This window comes from Duganella sp. sic0402 (assembly GCF_019219065.1).
Classification (GTDB): domain Bacteria; phylum Pseudomonadota; class Gammaproteobacteria; order Burkholderiales; family Burkholderiaceae_D; genus Rugamonas.
The window spans coordinates 80,111-96,943 of sequence record NZ_JAHUWK010000010.1 but is presented as its reverse complement, the minus strand read 5'-3'; the positions used below and the strand labels follow the sequence as shown (position 1 = coordinate 96,943).

General features: G+C 63.5%; 14 protein-coding genes. 4 read left to right on the top strand and 10 right to left on the bottom strand.

The window, feature by feature from the left end; translation table 11 throughout:
- Positions 1-76: 76 nt before the first annotated feature.
- The 3 genes from KW842_RS21465 to KW842_RS21455 all read right to left on the bottom strand — a co-directional run bounded on the left by KW842_RS21465 (position 77) and on the right by KW842_RS21455 (position 3,782).
- Positions 77-721 (bottom strand): GIN domain-containing protein, encoded by a 645-nt coding sequence (locus tag KW842_RS21465; protein WP_218306164.1) that lies wholly within the window; start codon positions 719-721, stop codon positions 77-79.
- Positions 722-832: 111 nt separating this feature from the next.
- Entirely contained in the window at positions 833-3,433 is a 2,601-nt protein-coding gene (locus KW842_RS21460; protein ID WP_373925218.1) for a chemotaxis protein CheW, read from the bottom strand.
- A 70-nt stretch (positions 3,434-3,503) separates the two neighbouring features.
- A complete protein-coding gene (locus tag KW842_RS21455; protein WP_218306163.1) occupies positions 3,504-3,782 on the bottom strand; it encodes a PsiF family protein in 279 nt (92 codons plus the stop codon).
- A gap of 143 nt (positions 3,783-3,925) precedes the next feature.
- Between KW842_RS21455 and KW842_RS21450 the strand changes: the two genes are divergently transcribed.
- Entirely contained in the window at positions 3,926-4,459 is a 534-nt protein-coding gene (locus tag KW842_RS21450) for a superoxide dismutase family protein (RefSeq protein WP_229223832.1), read from the top strand.
- A gap of 11 nt (positions 4,460-4,470) precedes the next feature.
- On the opposite strand, the gene KW842_RS21445 is transcribed toward KW842_RS21450, so the two are convergent.
- A complete protein-coding gene (locus KW842_RS21445; RefSeq protein WP_218306162.1) occupies positions 4,471-5,214 on the bottom strand; it encodes an SDR family oxidoreductase in 744 nt (247 codons plus the stop codon).
- Between the two features lie 107 nt (positions 5,215-5,321).
- On the opposite strand from KW842_RS21445, the gene KW842_RS21440 reads away from it, so the two are divergent.
- The gene (locus tag KW842_RS21440; RefSeq protein ID WP_218306161.1) at positions 5,322-6,233 is read left to right on the top strand and encodes a LysR family transcriptional regulator; all 912 of its coding nucleotides are present in this window, start codon (positions 5,322-5,324) and stop codon (positions 6,231-6,233) included.
- Positions 6,234-6,453: 220 nt separating this feature from the next.
- Here KW842_RS21440 and KW842_RS21435 read toward each other — a convergent pair whose 3' ends face one another.
- From KW842_RS21435 to KW842_RS21415, 5 genes are all read right to left on the bottom strand, one after another.
- Positions 6,454-7,968 (bottom strand): tryptophan halogenase family protein, encoded by a 1,515-nt coding sequence (locus tag KW842_RS21435; protein WP_218306160.1) that lies wholly within the window; start codon positions 7,966-7,968, stop codon positions 6,454-6,456.
- Between the two features lie 13 nt (positions 7,969-7,981).
- Complete coding sequence (locus KW842_RS21430; protein ID WP_218306159.1) at positions 7,982-8,995, bottom strand: cupin-like domain-containing protein; 1,014 nt, start codon at positions 8,993-8,995, stop codon at positions 7,982-7,984.
- Positions 8,979-9,680, bottom strand: a complete 702-nt coding sequence (locus KW842_RS21425; RefSeq protein WP_218306158.1) for a SapC family protein — start codon at positions 9,678-9,680, stop codon at positions 8,979-8,981. The genes KW842_RS21430 and KW842_RS21425 overlap by 17 nt, the downstream gene beginning before the upstream one ends.
- 18 nt (positions 9,681-9,698) lie before the next feature.
- Positions 9,699-11,234 carry a tryptophan halogenase family protein gene (locus KW842_RS21420; RefSeq protein ID WP_218306157.1) on the bottom strand — a complete coding sequence of 512 codons (1,536 nt, stop codon included), beginning with the start codon at positions 11,232-11,234 and terminating at the stop codon, positions 9,699-9,701.
- 115 nt (positions 11,235-11,349) lie between these two features.
- On the bottom strand, positions 11,350-14,328 hold the full coding sequence (locus KW842_RS21415) for a TonB-dependent receptor (protein ID WP_218306156.1): 2,979 nt from the start codon (positions 14,326-14,328) through the stop codon (positions 11,350-11,352).
- Positions 14,329-14,547: 219 nt separating this feature from the next.
- Here KW842_RS21415 and KW842_RS21410 point away from each other — a divergent pair, with 219 nt between their 5' ends.
- Together KW842_RS21410 and KW842_RS21405 are read left to right on the top strand one after the other, a co-directional pair.
- Positions 14,548-15,366: a polysaccharide deacetylase family protein gene (locus KW842_RS21410; protein ID WP_218306155.1), complete on the top strand. Its 819-nt coding sequence runs from the start codon at positions 14,548-14,550 to the stop codon at positions 15,364-15,366.
- Entirely contained in the window at positions 15,353-16,366 is a 1,014-nt protein-coding gene (locus KW842_RS21405) for a LacI family DNA-binding transcriptional regulator (protein ID WP_218306154.1), read from the top strand. The genes KW842_RS21410 and KW842_RS21405 overlap by 14 nt, the downstream gene beginning before the upstream one ends.
- On the opposite strand, the gene KW842_RS21400 is transcribed toward KW842_RS21405, so the two are convergent.
- Positions 16,320-16,613 (bottom strand): HigA family addiction module antitoxin, encoded by a 294-nt coding sequence (locus tag KW842_RS21400; protein WP_218306153.1) that lies wholly within the window; start codon positions 16,611-16,613, stop codon positions 16,320-16,322. The genes KW842_RS21405 and KW842_RS21400 overlap by 47 nt on opposite strands.
- Positions 16,614-16,833 lie beyond the last annotated feature (220 nt).

Sequence of the window (16,833 nt, the reverse complement as noted above, 5' to 3'; positions counted from 1 at the left end):
GCGTTGCGTTTGGTTAAACTTGCTTAACTTATTGAACTGATAGTACCCGCAAACGCATCGTGTGTCACCGTGGCAATTAGTCGCCGGCCTTGACGTTGCCGATGCCGGTCACCGACTTGTTGACGGTCTTCGGATGGCCGTAGTAGGTCAGGCCGCCGATGCCTTTGGCGACCGCGTTCAGCAGCTCGGTGGCGTAGACGCTGACATTGCCGACGCCTTCGAAATTGACGTCGACCCGCTCGGACAGCAGCTTGCTGGTGTCGACTTCACCCACGCCGCGCGCGTTCAGGCGCAGGTATTTGACCTTGCCGTTGGCGGCCAGCCGGCCGGCGCCCAGGTAGCTGATGTCGATGCGCTCGGTATTGATTTTGTTGAGCAGCGTTTCGCCCGCGCCTTCCACCTTGACCCGGCTCAGCGACGGCACGGTGATGGTGATGCGCGGGTCTTTCAGCGTGCCCTTGTAGACTTTTTCCGGCAGCGTGATTTGCAGTTCGTTGTCAATCACCTCGGTCTTGAGGTTGCTGACGAACTTGTCTTCGCCGCTGACTTGCACCGACTGCGCCTTGCCCACCTCGACGGTCATGGCGAACGCGCCCTTGGCGTTGATGGCGATGAACGATGGCAGCGTGCGGGTGGATTCGGCCGCCTGCGCGCTGGCGCTGAACGCCAGCAGGCAGGGGAGCAGGGCAGGGAGCAGAACGGCGGCAGCGGTACGGCGCATGATAATTCCTTAAGATGAGCAAAATCGACAGATTGATTTTACTGAACTTGCTTGCCTGCGCCGACAAGTTTGCGACGAACTGCAAAAATCCGGGGCTGTGTTGCGCTAAGGCTACGCCCGCAGCCGCGCGAACAGCCGCTCGATGTCGATTTCCTGGATCAGCAGATTGCCCTGGTTGGCCTTGATCAGGCGCGGCGCCAGCGCAGCGTCGCCCGCCACCAGCGGCGACTCGGTCATGTCGGCCAGGTCGAACTGCTGCACCGAATGCAGGTCGTCGACCAGCAGGCCGATCACCGTGGCGCCGCTGTGCACCAGCATCACCTGGCTGTTGTCGGTGGGTGCGCCGGGCCTGCCGCTGACCAGCAGCGCCAGGTCGAACACCCACACGAAGTGCTGCCGGCCGCCGGACAGCGGCACGTCCAGCATGCCGATGCGCGCCGCTGCGGCCGTGCCGGGGCCGCCGTTGCTGGCGGTGCGCTGCACTTTGGCGAACGGCACCGCCTCCTGGATCTGCGCCGCACGCAGCGCCATCAGCGTGCGGCCGGCGTAGAAGATGGCGAAGTCGGGGCCGCTGTCGCGCAGGCGCTCGATGCGCACCGCCGCCTGTGCTGGAAATTCTGCGCCGTTGCGCAGCGGGCCGAAGGCTTGCAGCAGCACCGCCAGCACCGGCTGTTCGGCGCTGTCGCCCCCTTCAGCATGGGCGCGGAATTCGCGGTAGCCGGCGGCACGGGTGCAGGCGGCGATCACATACTGGCCGTCGTGCTGCATGATGCGCGAGACGCTGCCGCCATCCGCTGCGGCATGCGCTTGCGCCAGCAGGCCGGCGTCCAGCTCCAGCAACGATCCCGGCGCGCAATCGGCCTCGCTGCTGGACAGCACCCGGCCTTCCGGCGTGACGAAGTAGGCGCGCATATTGGCGCGGCCGGCCACGCCGCTGTGCAGCATGTTCAGCAGCTCGGGACGGGCGTCGAATACGATGCCGATGCCGCCCACCACATTGCCGCTGTGTTCCGGATGGCGGATCGCGGCGTGGTAGATATAGGTGGCTTCGCCGCCGTAGAAGGCCGATGGGCCGAAGGCTTCCGGATAGTGGTCCAGCTCGCTGCGCAGCGCCACCACCCGGCTCAGCGTGTCGCCGCTGATGTACTGGCCGACGATGTTGCCGCTGTCATCGCCGCCGGTGCTGGCGATGATGCGCCCGCCACGGTCGTAGACGAATAGCCGCGCGTACACGGTGTACAGGCTGTTGATATAGCTGAGCACCTGGCCGATCGCGGCCGCTTCCTGGTCGGACGGATACGCCAGGCCGTGCCGCAGCTGTGCCGACAGCGCCCACCAGCGGCAGTCGTTGGCGCGTTCGTACAGATTGCGGTCCAGCATGTCGACCAGCAGCTGTGACGTCAGCTCGGCTTCGCTGATGCTGGACGCCAGTACGGTCTGGTACAAATCCTGGATCGAGTGCGAGAACAGCGCGTCGCTGCGCTCGCCGGTTTCGGTGATCTGGTCGAGCACCGTGTTCAGCTTGTTGACGCCGCCGCTGTGGCTGCCGTCGGCGTTGCTGTGGTCGTTGGCGGCGCTGGTGACTTTGCCGTTCCAGACGATGCGCTCGATGGTGCGGGTGGTGCGGGTGACGGAACTCATCAGCTCGTGCAGCGACGGGCTGAACGCCTGCGCGTGCGACAGCAGCCCTTGCATCAGCGCCGGCTCGACCGCCGCCAGCGATTGGGCGCCGCCGGCGCGGAACGCCAGTTCGACCGGGATCATCAGCTGCGCCTTCCAGCCGGCCGGGCCGGGGTAGCCCTGGTAGCCGGCCGAGCTGAAGGTGCGCACCAGGTATTCGCGGCCGCCGAACATCAGCAGCTGCGGCTGGCCGTCGGCGTTGGTCGGTACGCGCACGCCTGCCGGTATCCATAGCGGGTCGGCGCTGCTGATCACACGGTCGTGCGCATCCAGCAGCAGCATATTGGCGCGCTGCGCAGGGTCGCGGTAGGCGGCGAAGATGGCGTCCATCTCCTGCTCGAAGTTGAAGCACAGGCATAGTACGCCGACTGCTTCGCCGCTGTCCGGGTGCAGCATGCGGTGCGAATACACCAGCGCGCGCGGCTTGCCGGGACGCAGGTCGGTGGCGCGGAAGGTTTCCAGGTAGCCGCTGGCGTCCAGCGTCTGTTGCAGCAGCGGGTCGCGGCTGACGCTGACCGGTGTGGCCGGGTCGGCCTGCACCAGCACCCGGCCTTCCAGGTCGAGCAGCAGGATTTCGTCGTAGACGGTGTATTTGTCGCGGTAGTCGGACAGGCGCTGGCGGGCGCGTTGCTGGCTGTGCGCCTCATCGCCGTCGAGGCTGTCGAGGCCGGCGACAAAGCGGCACAGGTCGGCGTCCGTGGCCAGGAAGCCGACATCGGCGGTGCGCTCGAATAGATTGCGCACCAGGATGTCGATCGCATAGCGCGCCTGGGTGCCCAGTTCGGCCAGCACATGGCGTACTTTTTCCTGCACCAGATTGGCCACCAGCGCCTGTTCCAGGTGCGCGAAACCGGTGCGGGTGGCCACCATGGCCGGCAGCAGCAAGCGCGCTTCGGCCGGGCAGTTCATCTTGGCGGACGACTCGATAAGTCGCCACATCTGATTCAATTCCCGCAGCGAGAGTTCGCAGCGGGCAACGTCGGGCATGTGGGGTAGGAATATGTCCGCGTTAGCTTTGGGGTAATTGGTCATTACGATAGTTTCATTACGAAAGGTATTCTTTAAGCAATTAATGTGCCACGGAAATACCTTTTGCTTTGACCTATTTGTTGCTCAGGCACTCCTTCATGAAGGCCTTGCGCTCGTCGCCCTTCTTGCCGCTGGCGTCTGCATTACATTGTTTCATCTTGTCCTGCTGGGTCGGCTTGGCGGCGGGCTTGGCGCTCAGGCATTCCTTCATGAAGGCCTTGCGTTCATCGCCTTTCTTGCCGGCGGCTTCTGCATTACAGGTTTTCATCTTGTTCTGCTGCGCCGTGGGTTCGGCCGCGCAGACGGCAGCGCTCAGGGAAAGGAGCAGGCTGGCTACGAACAGTTTTTTCATGGGGAAGTCCTCGTCGAGTGGGCACGGCGGAGCGCCAGCCTCGGAATGACTATATCCAAATGATAAAAAATTGTATAGCGTGTGGCACGATGGTCGTAGTAATGTGACAATGGATATCGCGTTAATTTTTTCAGGAGAATCACATGATGCCTAATCTGCCTAATCGTTTGATCGCCGGCCTGCTGGCGCTGCTTGCCGTTGGCGTGGCCCAGGCCGCCGTTACCACGGCCGAAGTGGAACTGAAACCGACCGCCGGCAGCACCACCAAGGGCACGGTGCGTTTCAAGCAGCAGGATGGCAAGCTGCAGATCGACGCCGATATCGCCGGCCTGGCGCCGGGCGTGCACGGCTTCCACCTGCATGAGAAAGGCGATTGCAGCGCGCCGGACGGCACCAGCGCCGGCGGTCACTTCAATCCGGCCAGCCAGCAGCACGGCGGACCGGAACATGCGGCCCACCACGGCGGCGACTTCGGCAATATCACCGCCGACGCCAGCGGCAAGGCCAAGCTGAGCCTGAGCGTGCCGACCAGCCAGATTTCGCTGGATGACGGTGCGCCGGGCAATATCATCGGGCGCGGCATGATCGTCCACGCCGACCCGGACGACTTGGTCACCCAGCCGACCGGCAACGCCGGCAAGCGTCTGGCTTGCGGCGTTGTGGTGGCGGGCAAGTAAAGTAAAGCCGCTTAGAACTCCTGCACCGTCGGGCGCAGCACGATTTCGTTGATATCGACATCGGCTGGCTGCTCGATGGCGTAGGCGATGGCGCGCGCCACCGACTCGGCCGGGATCGCGCTCTGGTAGAACGCCTGCACGAACTGGGCGCTCTGCTGGTGCGAGCTGCCCAGCTTCAGTTCCGAGTCGACCGCGCCCGGCTCGATGGTGGTGGTGCGGATGCTGCCGCCCACCTCATGCCGCAGGCCTTCCGAAATCGCCCGCACCGCGAACTTGGTGCCGCTGTACACCGTGCCGCCAGGGCTGAACACCTTCACCCCCGCCACCGAGGCGATATTGATGAAGTGGCCGCTGTTCTGCTTGCGGAACTGCGGCAGCGCGGCAGCAATCCCGTACAGCACCCCCTTGACGTTGATGTCGATCATGCGCTCCCATTCGTCCACCTTGAGTTCGTCCATTGGCGCGATGGACATCAGGCCAGCGTTGTTGATCAGCACGTCCACGCGGCCGTAGATGCGCACGCCGGTGTCCACCAGCGCCTGCACCTGCGCCTGGTCGGTGACGTCGGTGGACAGCACTTCCGCCTTGCCGCCGGCGGCGCGGATCTCGGCGGCGATCAGTTCCAGCTTGCCGGTGCGGCGCGCACCCAGCACCACGGCGGCGCCACGTGCGGCCAGGTGGCGGGCGGTGGCTTCGCCCAGGCCGCTGCTGGCGCCGGTGATCACAACGACTTTGTTTTCGATGTTGTTGCTCATGTCAGGACTCCTTGTGCTTGGTTGATGAAAGCAAGTATAGGGAGGCTGACTATGGGAATAAATGGAAATGATATGATTTGAGAATTCCTCTTTTTGGAATTCTGACCATGCTCAATCGTTTGGAAATGCTGCGCATCTTTGTGGCGGCGGCGGAAGCGCGCAACTTCAAGGAAGCCGCCAGCCGGCTGGGGATTTCTCCGCAGGCGGTAACGCGCGCGGTGCAGGACCTGGAGGCGGCGCAGGGCGAGCTGCTATTCCACCGCAATACCCGTGGCGTGCAGATCACCACCTATGGCGAGCAGCTGGCGGCGCAGGCGCGCGACAGCGTGCAGCGTGTGGACGCCTTGTTTCAGCCACCGGCCGCCAGTGACGAGGCGCAGGCCGAGGTGCACGGGCTGGTGCGGCTGACCGCGCCGGTGGCGCTGGGACGGCGGCTGATGCTGCCGGCGCTGACTGCGCTCGGCCAGCAGTATCCGGGCTTGCGCTTCGAGGTGCAGTTCAGCGACACCCATACGGATGTGGTGGATGAGCGCATCGATATCGGCGTGCGCTACGGCTCGCTGCGCGACAGCCGCTATGTCGCGCGGCCGGTGGCGTCGCCGCCGTTTCGCACGGTCGGCACGCCGCAGCTGATCGCGCAGCAGGGCAAGCCGAAGCGGATCGAGGACTTACATGCGCTGCCGACTACTTCCTTGCGCGACCAGAGTACGGGGAGGGCGTGGCCTTGGTATTTCGCCGGCGGCCAGCATATTTCGCCGGTCAATCCGCGCTTTTTGAGCAGCGATTCGGAGGCGGAGTTTGACGCCATCATGGCTGGCCTGGGCTTTGGCCAATTGCCCGGCTTCATGGCTGACCAACACATCGCCAGCGGCCGGCTGGTGGCGGTGCTGCAAAAACAGCAGCCCGACCCGTGGGACATCTACATCTACCGCCCGCAGCGCGGCCCGGTCCCGCCGCGGATCCGGCTGGTGTTCGATACGCTGGTGAGGAGCTTGGGTGGGAAAACATCGGGTGCTTAATAAACCGGGCGTTTGAGGTACTGGTGAAGAAATTCTATTGCAGCGGCGGCAGTGCGCACGCCGGTAGAGGATATGAAACTGGGGACTAAAAATATATCCCGCCCCAGAAAGCGAAAAGCCCCGATGAAACTCACCGAGGCATTAACGCCGGCCGGGAACCCCCAGTCCACTTAAAGAAATTCCAGCACAAGAAAACGCCACCGAAAGGTAGCGTCAACATTTAAGCGGCTTTGATTCCTTCATCCGGGCGGCCGCAATAGCGCTGTACGTAGGCTTCGTGGGTGGGCAGCTGCACCACGGTGCGGTCGATGCGGCCCTTGATGTTGCCGAGGAAGGCTTTCAGTTCCTCGTCGCCCATCAGGTCGGCGGTCTGGTGGTGCGACTTCGGCATGATGCCCTGGCCCAGCATCACCTGTATCCACGAGTTTTCCGCAAACAGCTCGTTCGGCACGCGGAATACGCGGCCGGTTTCGCGGAACAGGTCGATGCGGTGTTGCAGCGAGGCCGGGATGCTCATCTCGCGCGCGTCGATCCAGAACTGCGAATCGGTGCGGTTGTTGGCGTGATAGTGCAGGATGATGAAATCGCGGATGTGGTTGATCTCGCTGTTGCACTGGTTGTTGTACTCGTCGATATCGGCCTGCTGGATGCCGTCCGACGGGAACATTTGCATCAGCCGGATCACGCTGCGCTGGATCAGGTGGATGCTGGTCGACTCGATCGGTTCCAGGAAGCCGCTCGACAGGCCGATCGCCACCACATTGCCTTTCCACGTATGGCGGCGCTGGCACGGCATGAACTTGATCACGCGCGGTTCGATCAAGGTCTTGCCCTGCACATTCGCCAGCAGTTGCTTGTGCGCGGTCTCTTCATCCAGATAGCGGCTGGAAAACACAATACCGTTGCCGACCCGGTGTTGCAGCGGAATGCGCCATTGCCAGCCGGCCTGGTGCGCCGTGGCGCGCGTCAGCGGCACGGCGTCGGCAATCGCCGTGGTTTGTACCGCGATGGCGCGGTCGCAGAACAGCCATTGCGACCATTCTTCCACCGGCTCGTTCATCGCCTCGCCGATCAGCAGCGCGCGGAAGCCGGTGCAGTCGATGAAGAAGTCGCCTTCGATTTCCTGGCCCGAGGCCAGCACCACCGAACGCACGTCGCCGTTGTCATGCTTGGTGTAGCGGACGATCTTGCCCTCGATGCGCTGCACGCCGCGCGGTTCGCTCAAACGGCGCAGGTACTTGGCGTAGCGGCTGGCGTCCAGGTGGTAGGCGTAGTTCATGCCATTGTTCGGCAGGTGGGCGAAGCGATGCTCCAGCGAGGCTTTCAGCTCCAGGCAGTAGTCGCCATAATCGCCGGCCACGCCGCGCTCGACGCCCTTGTGCCAGAAGTGCTGGAAGCCGGCCGTCCAGTGATCGACGCCGGTGGTGCCGAACGAGTGGATGTAGTCTTCCTTGACGTTGCGCCAGTTTTCAAAGCTGATGCCAAGCTTGAAGGTGGCCTGGGTCTCGGCCATGAATTCCTGCTCGTTGATCTCCAGCACATTGTGGAAGTTGATCAGGGTGGGAATGGTGGCTTCGCCGACGCCGACGGTGCCGATTTCCTCCGATTCGATCAACTTGATGTCGAGCTGCTTGCCCAGTACTTTGGCGATGCCGGTGGCAGCCATCCAGCCGGCGGTGCCGCCGCCGCAGACGACGACGCGGCGTATCGGTTGACGTTGATTCGGGTCACGCATATTGCAGGTCTCCTTAGCGATTCAGTTTTTTAAGCAAATGTCCGCGCAGGGCGCGCGCGCCGTCGGCCGTCAGCGGCGACAGCACGCCGCGCGCATGCGGCGGGATATGGGCGGCCGTTTCTGCGTCGGCCTCAAACACGTAATGGCGGAAAATTTCCTGCCACGCCTTGCGCTGTGCCGGTGGCAATTCGCGCAGCGTCAGGAAGGCTGCCATCAGCGTGCCGGTGGGCGTGTCGATATAGTCCGGGGTGGAACGCCACCAGTAATTCACCAGCACATTGAACGGCGACTGCGCTTCGATGTGGTGCCACCACATGCTGGGGATGAAGATGGCGTCGCCGGCTTCCAGCTCGGCCACCTGCGCGTGCCGCAGCGCCTCGGCAAAGCGTGGAAATTTTTCAAAGTCCGGCTGCTGGAAATCCACCAGGCTGATCGCCTGGCCGGCAGGATTGAAATCCAGCGGACCGATATACAGGTTTTTCAACTGTTCCGGCGGGAACAGTGTGAAGCGGCGCCGGCCGGCCGCCACCACCGCCACATTGTCCGGCACGTCGTAGTGCGCGGCGATGCGGGTGCGGTTGCCGATCCAGATGCTGGCCAGCGCGTCGCGCCCGCCCAGGTCCAGGTCGTTGTGCGCGCGGAAGCCGGGCAGGCAGGTGTCGATGGTGGTCGAGCCGACATAGATGGTCGGCGCCGGGTCCATCTCGCGCTTGGCTTCGATCTCGTCCAGCACGCCGCTCAGCTTGACGTGCACCGGCTGGAAGTTGAAGCCGTCCATGGCCTCGTTGTAGAAGAAGCGGCCGCCGGCGTCGGCGCCGCCCAGCATCGCGCCGACGGTCGCGCCCTGGTAATGGCTGCGCAGATAGTCGCAGCCGGCGCGGTCCGATGCCCGCGCCGCGCGCACCATCGGCCAGCCGGCCGCCAGCCCGCGCAGCACCAGCGGCTGGGTGGCGCCGAGGATCTCGTCGCTCAGATCGCCCGGCCCGATGCCGGACACTTCGCGGATTGGTTCAGGCGAGGCTGGCATTCTTGCGGTCGATCAGCATGCGGAAATTGGACAGCGAAGCAATCACCAGATAAATCGCTTGCAGATAGCCGGCCTGGTGCAGCCTGGCGATGGCTTCGCCGCTGAGCGCCTGCAGGCGGTCTTCATTGATGGTGTAAAAGCCGATCAGGCGGTTCTGCGAACCGTCGTTCAGCTCGACATCCAGTGCAAAGCTTTCCAGCAATTCGTTTTCCAGCAGCGCCTGCAGGAAGCCCGGCAGTTCCTGCAGGCCCTGGTGGATCGCCAGCAGCAGCGAATTGGCGTGCTCCAGGAACTCGCTGTGGCCGCCGTGCGGCTTGAATACGGGCTCGCCCTCGCTGCGGCTGACGCGCGGGTGGTCGAGGTCGACGTTGACCATCAGCTCGCCGCCGCTGGTACCGATCATGAACGGCTGGCGCTCCACCATCATCGGAATATACGGCGCCTGCCAGCGGTCGCCGCTGAGGAACAGATTATGGCCTTCCTCCAGCCCAAACAGCGCGATCGGCTCGAAGCCCAGGCCGTCGGTGGTCTTGCGGAACACGATCGGGTAGCAGGCCTGCACGTCGCGGAACTCGGACGGGAAGGTCACCGCCGACATCAGCTGGTCGCCCAGCTCGGCGCCGCGGCGGGTGATGATGCGCAGATCGTGGTGTTCGACATTGTTCAGTAAAACGGATGTAGGCATGAGTGTCTCTCTATCTCTCTAGATTTTTTGCAAGCCGTGCAGCTTGATATGGTTGATGAGCGTGCGGTTGTCAGGCAGCCCGCCCAGCATGTTGCGCGCCATGGCCGCCGCTTCGCGGAAATAAGCGTCGGCCCTGGCGGCTTCCTGCGGCCTGGGCGCGCGGCTGTAATCGCTGCGGAAACCCATGCCATACAGGATGTATTGATAACTGGCCGGCGGGAACACTTCCTCCAGCCGGTAAAAATCGCTGCGCGACGGCGCGCGGTGGCGCCACAGCGTCAGCAGCTCGCTCAGCCGCGCCGGTACCGTGCTACGGTTGTCGCGCCAGTAGGCGCTGTCGTCGCGCCGGCTCAGCACATAGTGCAGCTTGAGGAAATCGATGACCCGCTCCCAGCGGTAGCGGAAGGCGTCGTTGAAGCGCTGCGCGACGATGTCCATCGCCTCGCGCGTGGCCGGCATATCGTCGCTGAGCATGGCGGCCGACATCTCCACCAGCGCCAGCGCCGATGCTTCCAGCGGCTCGATAAAGCCGGCCGACAGCCCGATCGCCACGCAGTTGCGGTGCCAGAAATGCTCGCGGTAGCCGGGCGTGAAGCTCAGCTTGCGCGGCTGCGGAATCTCCGCCGGGCCGCCGGTCTGCGCGATATAGGCGCGCAGCTCCGCCTCGGCCTGATCATCGCTGATATAAGCGCTGGCGTAGACGTGGCCGACGCCGCGCCGGGTCGGCAGGCCGATGTCCCAGATCCAGCCGGCGCTCTGCGCGGTGGACGAGGTCTGCGAGGCAATCGGCGCCTCCTCGCTGGCGTACGGAATCTGCACCGCCAGCGCCGAGTCGTTGAACAGCACATGGCGCTGCTCGATCAGCGGCACGCCATAGTGCTGGCCCAGCAGCAGCGACTGCATGCCGGTGCAATCGATGAACAGATCGCCTTCCAGCGCGCCATGCTGCTTGGTCTGCAGCGAGGCGATATCGCCATTGGCGTGCGGGTTCACCGCCAGCACATGATCCGGCACATATTGCACACCGAGCTTTTCCAGGCAGTGCTTGCGCAGGAAAACGCCGAACTTGCCGGCGTCCAGGTGATAGCCGTAATTGGCCACCGACGCATATTCCGGCGTCATCACCTGCTTGGGCGCGCGGCCTTGCACGCACAGATGCGGCTGCGCGCTGAGCAGGTCGGCAAACGGTACCTGCGGATGCTGTGCCTGCCACTGCTGCGGCAGATCGACTTCGCCATAGCCATGCGGCAACATAAATGGATGGAAGTAGCAGTCGCTGTCGCCGCCATCGATCCAGCGGTTGAAGCGCGAGCCCTGCTTGAACGCAGCGTCGCACTCGCGGAAGAAATCCGTTTCGGACACGCCGATGCGGCGCAGGGTATCGCGCATGCTCGGCCAGGTGCCTTCGCCGACGCCGATCGGCGCCACGTCCGGTGATTCAATCAGGGTGATCTGCAAGCCGTCCTGTCCGGCCGCGCGGCGGTCGGCCGCCAGCACGCCGGCGACCAGCCAGCCCGCAGATCCGCCGCCGACGATTACGATGCGTCGCAGCATAGTCTCCTCTTTTTATATTACGTAATGAGTTGCAGAAAGTTTAACCCAGAAAGTACGAAAAGCCGCTGATCAACAGCGGCTTTCCTTGGGTTGTGGCGGTATTGCTACACGCCGCTTAGAACTTGTAGCGCGCGCCTATCATGTAACGCGGGCCAGCCTGGGTCACCGATTCCAGCTGATTCTTGGTGCGGCTGTGGACCCGCTGGATCTCGTTGGTGACGTTGATGCCCTCCAGCTGGAAGCTCAGGCGCTCGTTGTACTGGTAGCCCAGGCTGATGTCCACCTGGCCATAGGCTTCCACATACTGCGGATTCGGTCCGGAACCGTCGAAGGTCGACGACAGGAACTTGCCGCGCCAGTTGTAGGCCAGCCGCGCATTGAACTGCTTGTCCTCGTAGATGCCGACCACGTTGGCCGAGTTCGACATGCCGACCAGCGCGAACTGCTCGCCGGTCTTGTTGTTGTCGTAGCCCAGTCCCGAGTTGACGTAGGTGTAGTTGCTCGACACGCCGAAGCCGCTGTTGCCGAACATATGCTGCACATTCAGCTCGACGCCATCCAGGCTGGCCTTTTTCTGGTTGGAATACGAGTTGATGCGGAAATGCGCGACCGGATCGCCTGGCTGGCCGACGATGGAACCGGTGGCGTCGCCGTTGTTGTCGCTGCCGGTCATGGTCACGCCATTGCTGCCGTTGTACTTGCGCAGGATGAAGTTGCGGATGCAGGTGGTGTTGGCCTTGGCGCAGCCGCTGCTGAGCGCCTCGTTCCAGAACGCGCCGCCGACCGGCGTGTGCAGATTGAACGGGGTGGCGTCGATCTGCGTCTGGCCGGCGTAGTTCTCCAGGTTCTTGCGGAAGTAGCCGATCGAGAAGAAGTTCTGCTGGCCGTAGTACCACTCATAGGACAGGTCCAGATTCTTCGACTTGACCGGTTTCAGCGCCGGATTGCCCTGCGAACCGGTGCCGCCGTCGACCCGCACCAGGCGGTCCAGCGTCTGGCCGCCCTGGATCTGGTCATAGCGCGGCCGGCCGATGGTTTCGCCCAGGCTGAAGCGCACCTTCTGGTTCGGCGTCAGCTCGATGTCCGAGTCGAAGCTGGGCAGCAGGTGGTGGTAGGAGCCGGCCAGCGTGGTGAAGGTCGGGCTGCCGAAGATAATCGGCAGCTCGTTCTGCGAACCCCAGTCGATGCCGGTGGCGGACTGCACCAGCGCGGTCGACACCACGTCGGTCTTCTCGTAGCGCACGCCGATGGCGGTGCGGATCGGCAGCGCGGTATCCCAGTCGGTATTGAATTGCACGAAGGCGGCCTTGGACTTCTCGCCGGTGCGGGCGTCGTTGTCGAAGCTGGTCTTCGGCAGATACATGGCCGGCAGGCCGGACGCGGTCGCCGCCAGCTTGCGCACCTCGTCAAAGTTGAAGGTGTAGAACTGGTTGAACAGCGCCGGGTTGCCGCTGCCGTCGATCTTGTCGAAATACTGGCGCAGGCTCTGCTGGTGCCACACGCTGCTTGGATAGTCGGACGGGCTGGTGGCGCCGCCCCAGGTGTCGCGCTGGTTGTTGGAGAAGGCCGAGCGGTTGTCTACCTTGGCGTAGTTGACGCCGAATTTCAGCTCGGAAGCGTCCAGCACTTTCCACGCGCCTTTCAGCTGGTGCTGCTCGACTTCGCCGCGCATATACTGGTTGGTGAATACCGAACCGGTAACCTGCTGGCGTTTGGACGGGGTGACAAAGTCGGCGCCCTGGATGCTCAGTACCGGGAAGTCCTTGCTGAAGTCGACCGTGGTGTTGCCGCGGCTGAAGCTGGCGGTGGCCAGCGTGTTGCTGGAACCGAACGGGCTGTCGGCGCCCGAGGTGGCGCTGGAATGGTGGGTGTCCAGCTCGAAGCGCAGCGTGCTCGACGGTTTCCACACGGCGTTGAAGCCTAGCGATTTGTTCTGCGTCTTGGTGGCGAAGTTGGCGCCGCCCATGGCGATGTCGCTGGTGCCGGCCGGCAGCAGCTCGGTATAGCTCAGCGGGCTGGATGGCGAGCCGCCGGTCCACGAGCTGGTCGAGTCGCCGAAGTTAAACCAGGCCGAGATGTCATTGCGCTTGGTCTGGATCTTGTTTTCCGAATAGGTGTAGTCGAGCGTGGTGGTCAGCGTTTCGACCGGCTTGTACTGCAAGGTCAGCTGGGCGTTGGTGCGCTGGCGCTTGACGCCGTTAAAGTTGTAATTCAGGTTTTGCGGCAGCGAGTACAGGTCGTTCGGGCCGGGACGGTTGGTGATGCGCTCCGAGCCTGGCGTGCCTGGCTGCGGCAGCGGGCCGGCGGTGCTGGAACCCAGGTAAGGACCTTTCCAGCCATTCGATACGGCGGCGGTGTTGTAGCCCAGGTTACGTTCCTGATAGCTGCCGGTCAGCGCCACGCCAAAGGTGTTGTTGGCGAAGGTGTTGCTGTACAGGCCAGAGACTTCCGGTGTGGTCGAATTGCTGGCCTTGACGTCGCCCGGCAGGTTGTCGTTGGAAGTGTCGTACACACCCTTGACGCCGACGCTGGCGTGCAGGCCCGGACGGTCGAACGGACGCGCAGTCATGACGTTGACGGTGGCGCCGATGCCGCCGGTGGCGGTTTCCGCACGGCTGGTCTTGTACACCTGCAGCTGCGAGATCGCTTCCGAGGCCAGGTTGGCGAAGTCGAAGGCGCGGCCGTTCAGGTCGCCCAGATTGGAGGTCGGCATCTGGCGGCCGTTCAGCAGCACCATATTGAAGTCGGGACCGACGCCGCGCACGGTGATCTTCGAGCCTTCGCCGATCGAGCGGTCGATCGACACGCCGGAGATGCGCTGCAGCGACTCGGCCAGGTTGGTGTCGGGGAATTTGCCGATGTCTTCGGCGACGATGCCGTCAACGATACCGTCCGAATTGCGCTTCAGGTTCATCGACGAGAACAGCGAAGCGCGCAGACCGGTGACGACCACGCTTTGCACCGGGGTGTCTTCGCCAGCCCTGGCCTGCGCTGGCGCGGCCGTGTCTTGCGCCAGCACCGGCATGGCCGCCGCCGCGCAGGCGCCGGCCACGGCCAGACTCATCAATTTTTGTCGTGTCTTTGGATAATGCATGTTATCTCCTGTGGTTTTTATAAATAGCCTGCTGCCACTACGCCTTGCCATCTCTCGCTACATTCTTGGAAAGGTTTCCAATCAACATGGCAAATATAGCACTGATCGAAATTCAAAGTCAATTTGGCATGCCATAAAATTGTGCACCGGTTTTGATTGACATAGGTAAACAAGCGGTGCAACATGCTTTGGGATCGTTTCCAAAAAGAGACACTTTTGATGAGAAAATGGATATGCGCAACGCTGGCGCCGGCCATTCTGGCCGCCGCGCCAGCCGGAATTGCGGCGGAAAATGGATTACGTTTCCAATGGCCGCAGGGACAGCAGGCGGCGGTTAGTCTGGCCTATGACGATGCGCTTGATTCGCAGCTGGACGTGGCACTGCCGGCGCTGGACCGGCACGGCCTGAAAGGCAGTTTCTACCTGCAATTATCGAATCCGGCGGTGGAGCAGCGCCTGGCCGAGTGGCGCGCGGCCGCCGCCCACGGCCACGAGCTGGGCAACCACAGCCTGTTCCACCAATGCTCGCGCCAGGCGCCGGGGCATGAATGGGTACAGCCGCATCGCGACCTGGACAGCACCAGCGTGGCGCAGATGCGCGACCAGGTGACGCTGGCCAACAGCATGCTGTACGCTATCGACGGCCGGCGTCAGCGCACTTACACCGTGCCGTGCGGCGATACGCTGGCGGCCGGCGTGGACTACCTGGCGGCGATCGCGCCGGCCTTTGCCGCCATCAAGGTGGCGGGGGCGGCGGTGACGCCGTCCATGCAAGGATTGAATCCGCACGCGGTAGGCGTGTATGCTCCGGAAGGGCTGAGCGGGGCGCAGCTGATCGCGCTGGTAAAGCAGGCGCAGCAGCAGGGCAGCATGCTGAATCTGACTTTCCACGGCGTCGGTGGCGATTACCTGCGCACCAGCGCCGCCGCGCATGAGGAATTGCTGCAATACCTGGCCGCCAACCGGCAGCTGGTGTGGACCGATACTTTTTTGAACATCATGACATACGTGAAGACACACAACCGTGGCGACCATTAAAGACGTGGCCCGCCTTGCGGGCGTAGGGCTGGGCACTGCATCGCGGGTGGTCAGCGGCAAGGGATCGGTCTCGCCGGCCACGCTGGCCAAGGTGCGGGCGGCCATTGACGAGCTGGGCTTCCGGCCATCGCACGCGGCGCGCACCCTATTGTCCGGCAACAGCAAGATGATCGGCGTTTATATCCCTGTGCTGAGCGGCACCTTCTACACGCCCATCCTGCAAATCATCGACACCGAGCTGCGCGCGGCCGGCTTGCACATGGTGGTGGCCTTCGGCGCCGGCCTGGGCGGCGCGCGCCAGCAGGCGCTGGAAGGGCTGGGCTTCCTGGTCGAGCGCGGCTGCGACGGCTTGATCCTGATGACCAATGTACTGCAGGAAGACGATATGGCGGTGCTGGGGCCGCGCCCCAAGCCGGTGGTGGTGCTGAATCACAGCTTCGCCAGCATCGCCGGGCAATGCTTCACGGTCGATCACCAGCTGGGCGGCAAGCTGGCCGCGCGCACGCTGCTCGACCACGGCCACCGCGACATCGCGCTGGTGGCTGGCCCTGCCAGCCTGCCGGACAATGTGCAGCGGGTGGCGGCGTTCAAGCAGGAGCTGGCGGCGGCCGGGGTCGACATCGCGCAGCTGTGGGCGGTGGAAAAAGACTTCTCGCCGGCCGGCGGCTGGTCGGCCGCGAAAGAGCTGGTGGAATCGGGGCGCCGCTGCAGCGCCATGTTCTGCGCCAACGACGAGATGGCGGCCGGTGCGCTGTCCTACTTCCAGGAGGCGGGCATCCGCGTGCCGCATGAGATTTCAGTGATCGGCTATGACGACACGCCGACCGCCGAGTTCGCCGCGCCGCGCCTGAGCACCGTCCACATGCCGTGGCGCGAAATGACCCAGAACGGCGTCAGCGACCTGCTGAACCGCTGCTACGACCTGCAGCGTCCGGTGACCCGCAACTACCCGGTCACGATGACACTGCGCGCCTCGCTGGCCCGTGCTGCCCAGACGTGAGTGCAACCTTTTCGTCATAGCACAGCTGCAAGCTGAGCCAGAAAGCAACGTCGCCGCCAAAGCGCCGCACGATGCGCGCGGCGACGTCGGCGCAAACCGCACGCCGCTCGTTGACAATCTCAGTGATGACCGCCTCCGACAGATCCAGCATGCCGGCAAACACCACCGGTGTCATCTTCAACGGCACAAGAAAATCCTCGCGCAGGATCTCGCCGGGATGAATAGGGCGCATTTTATCTTCAGGCATGACGATCTCCTTCTAGCTGTGATAGTCGACCACTTCAACATCTGCGGGGCCGGCGGCTCTCCAGACAAAGCAGATTCTGTAACGCTTGTTGATTCGTATACTATGCTGTCCCTGGCGAAGGACTGTATCGGCATTATCGTACATTGCTGGCGGCAGGGGATACCGCCAGCGTATCGAACGTGCCTCAGCCTGTTACTGAGGCAGCGCAATCGTGGTGTAC

What these genes read in the sequence shown, in the direction of transcription:
- KW842_RS21435 (WP_218306160.1), bottom strand. Translation starts at nt 7,968, where the DNA reads ATGCGTGACCCGAATCAACGTCAACCGATACGCCGCGTCGTCGTCTGC.
- KW842_RS21440 (WP_218306161.1), top strand. Translation starts at nt 5,322, where the DNA reads ATGCTCAATCGTTTGGAAATGCTGCGCATCTTTGTGGCGGCGGCGGAA.
- KW842_RS21445 (WP_218306162.1), bottom strand. Translation starts at nt 5,214, where the DNA reads ATGAGCAACAACATCGAAAACAAAGTCGTTGTGATCACCGGCGCCAGC.
- KW842_RS21460 (WP_373925218.1), bottom strand. Translation starts at nt 3,433, where the DNA reads ATGACCAATTACCCCAAAGCTAACGCGGACATATTCCTACCCCACATG.
- KW842_RS21465 (WP_218306164.1), bottom strand. Translation starts at nt 721, where the DNA reads ATGCGCCGTACCGCTGCCGCCGTTCTGCTCCCTGCCCTGCTCCCCTGC.
- KW842_RS21415 (WP_218306156.1), bottom strand. Translation starts at nt 14,328, where the DNA reads ATGCATTATCCAAAGACACGACAAAAATTGATGAGTCTGGCCGTGGCC.
- KW842_RS21430 (WP_218306159.1), bottom strand. Translation starts at nt 8,995, where the DNA reads ATGCCAGCCTCGCCTGAACCAATCCGCGAAGTGTCCGGCATCGGGCCG.
- KW842_RS21410 (WP_218306155.1), top strand. Translation starts at nt 14,548, where the DNA reads ATGAGAAAATGGATATGCGCAACGCTGGCGCCGGCCATTCTGGCCGCC.
- KW842_RS21400 (WP_218306153.1), bottom strand. Translation starts at nt 16,613, where the DNA reads ATGCCTGAAGATAAAATGCGCCCTATTCATCCCGGCGAGATCCTGCGC.
- KW842_RS21420 (WP_218306157.1), bottom strand. Translation starts at nt 11,234, where the DNA reads ATGCTGCGACGCATCGTAATCGTCGGCGGCGGATCTGCGGGCTGGCTG.
- KW842_RS21455 (WP_218306163.1), bottom strand. Translation starts at nt 3,782, where the DNA reads ATGAAAAAACTGTTCGTAGCCAGCCTGCTCCTTTCCCTGAGCGCTGCC.
- KW842_RS21425 (WP_218306158.1), bottom strand. Translation starts at nt 9,680, where the DNA reads ATGCCTACATCCGTTTTACTGAACAATGTCGAACACCACGATCTGCGC.
- KW842_RS21450 (WP_229223832.1), top strand. Translation starts at nt 3,926, where the DNA reads ATGATGCCTAATCTGCCTAATCGTTTGATCGCCGGCCTGCTGGCGCTG.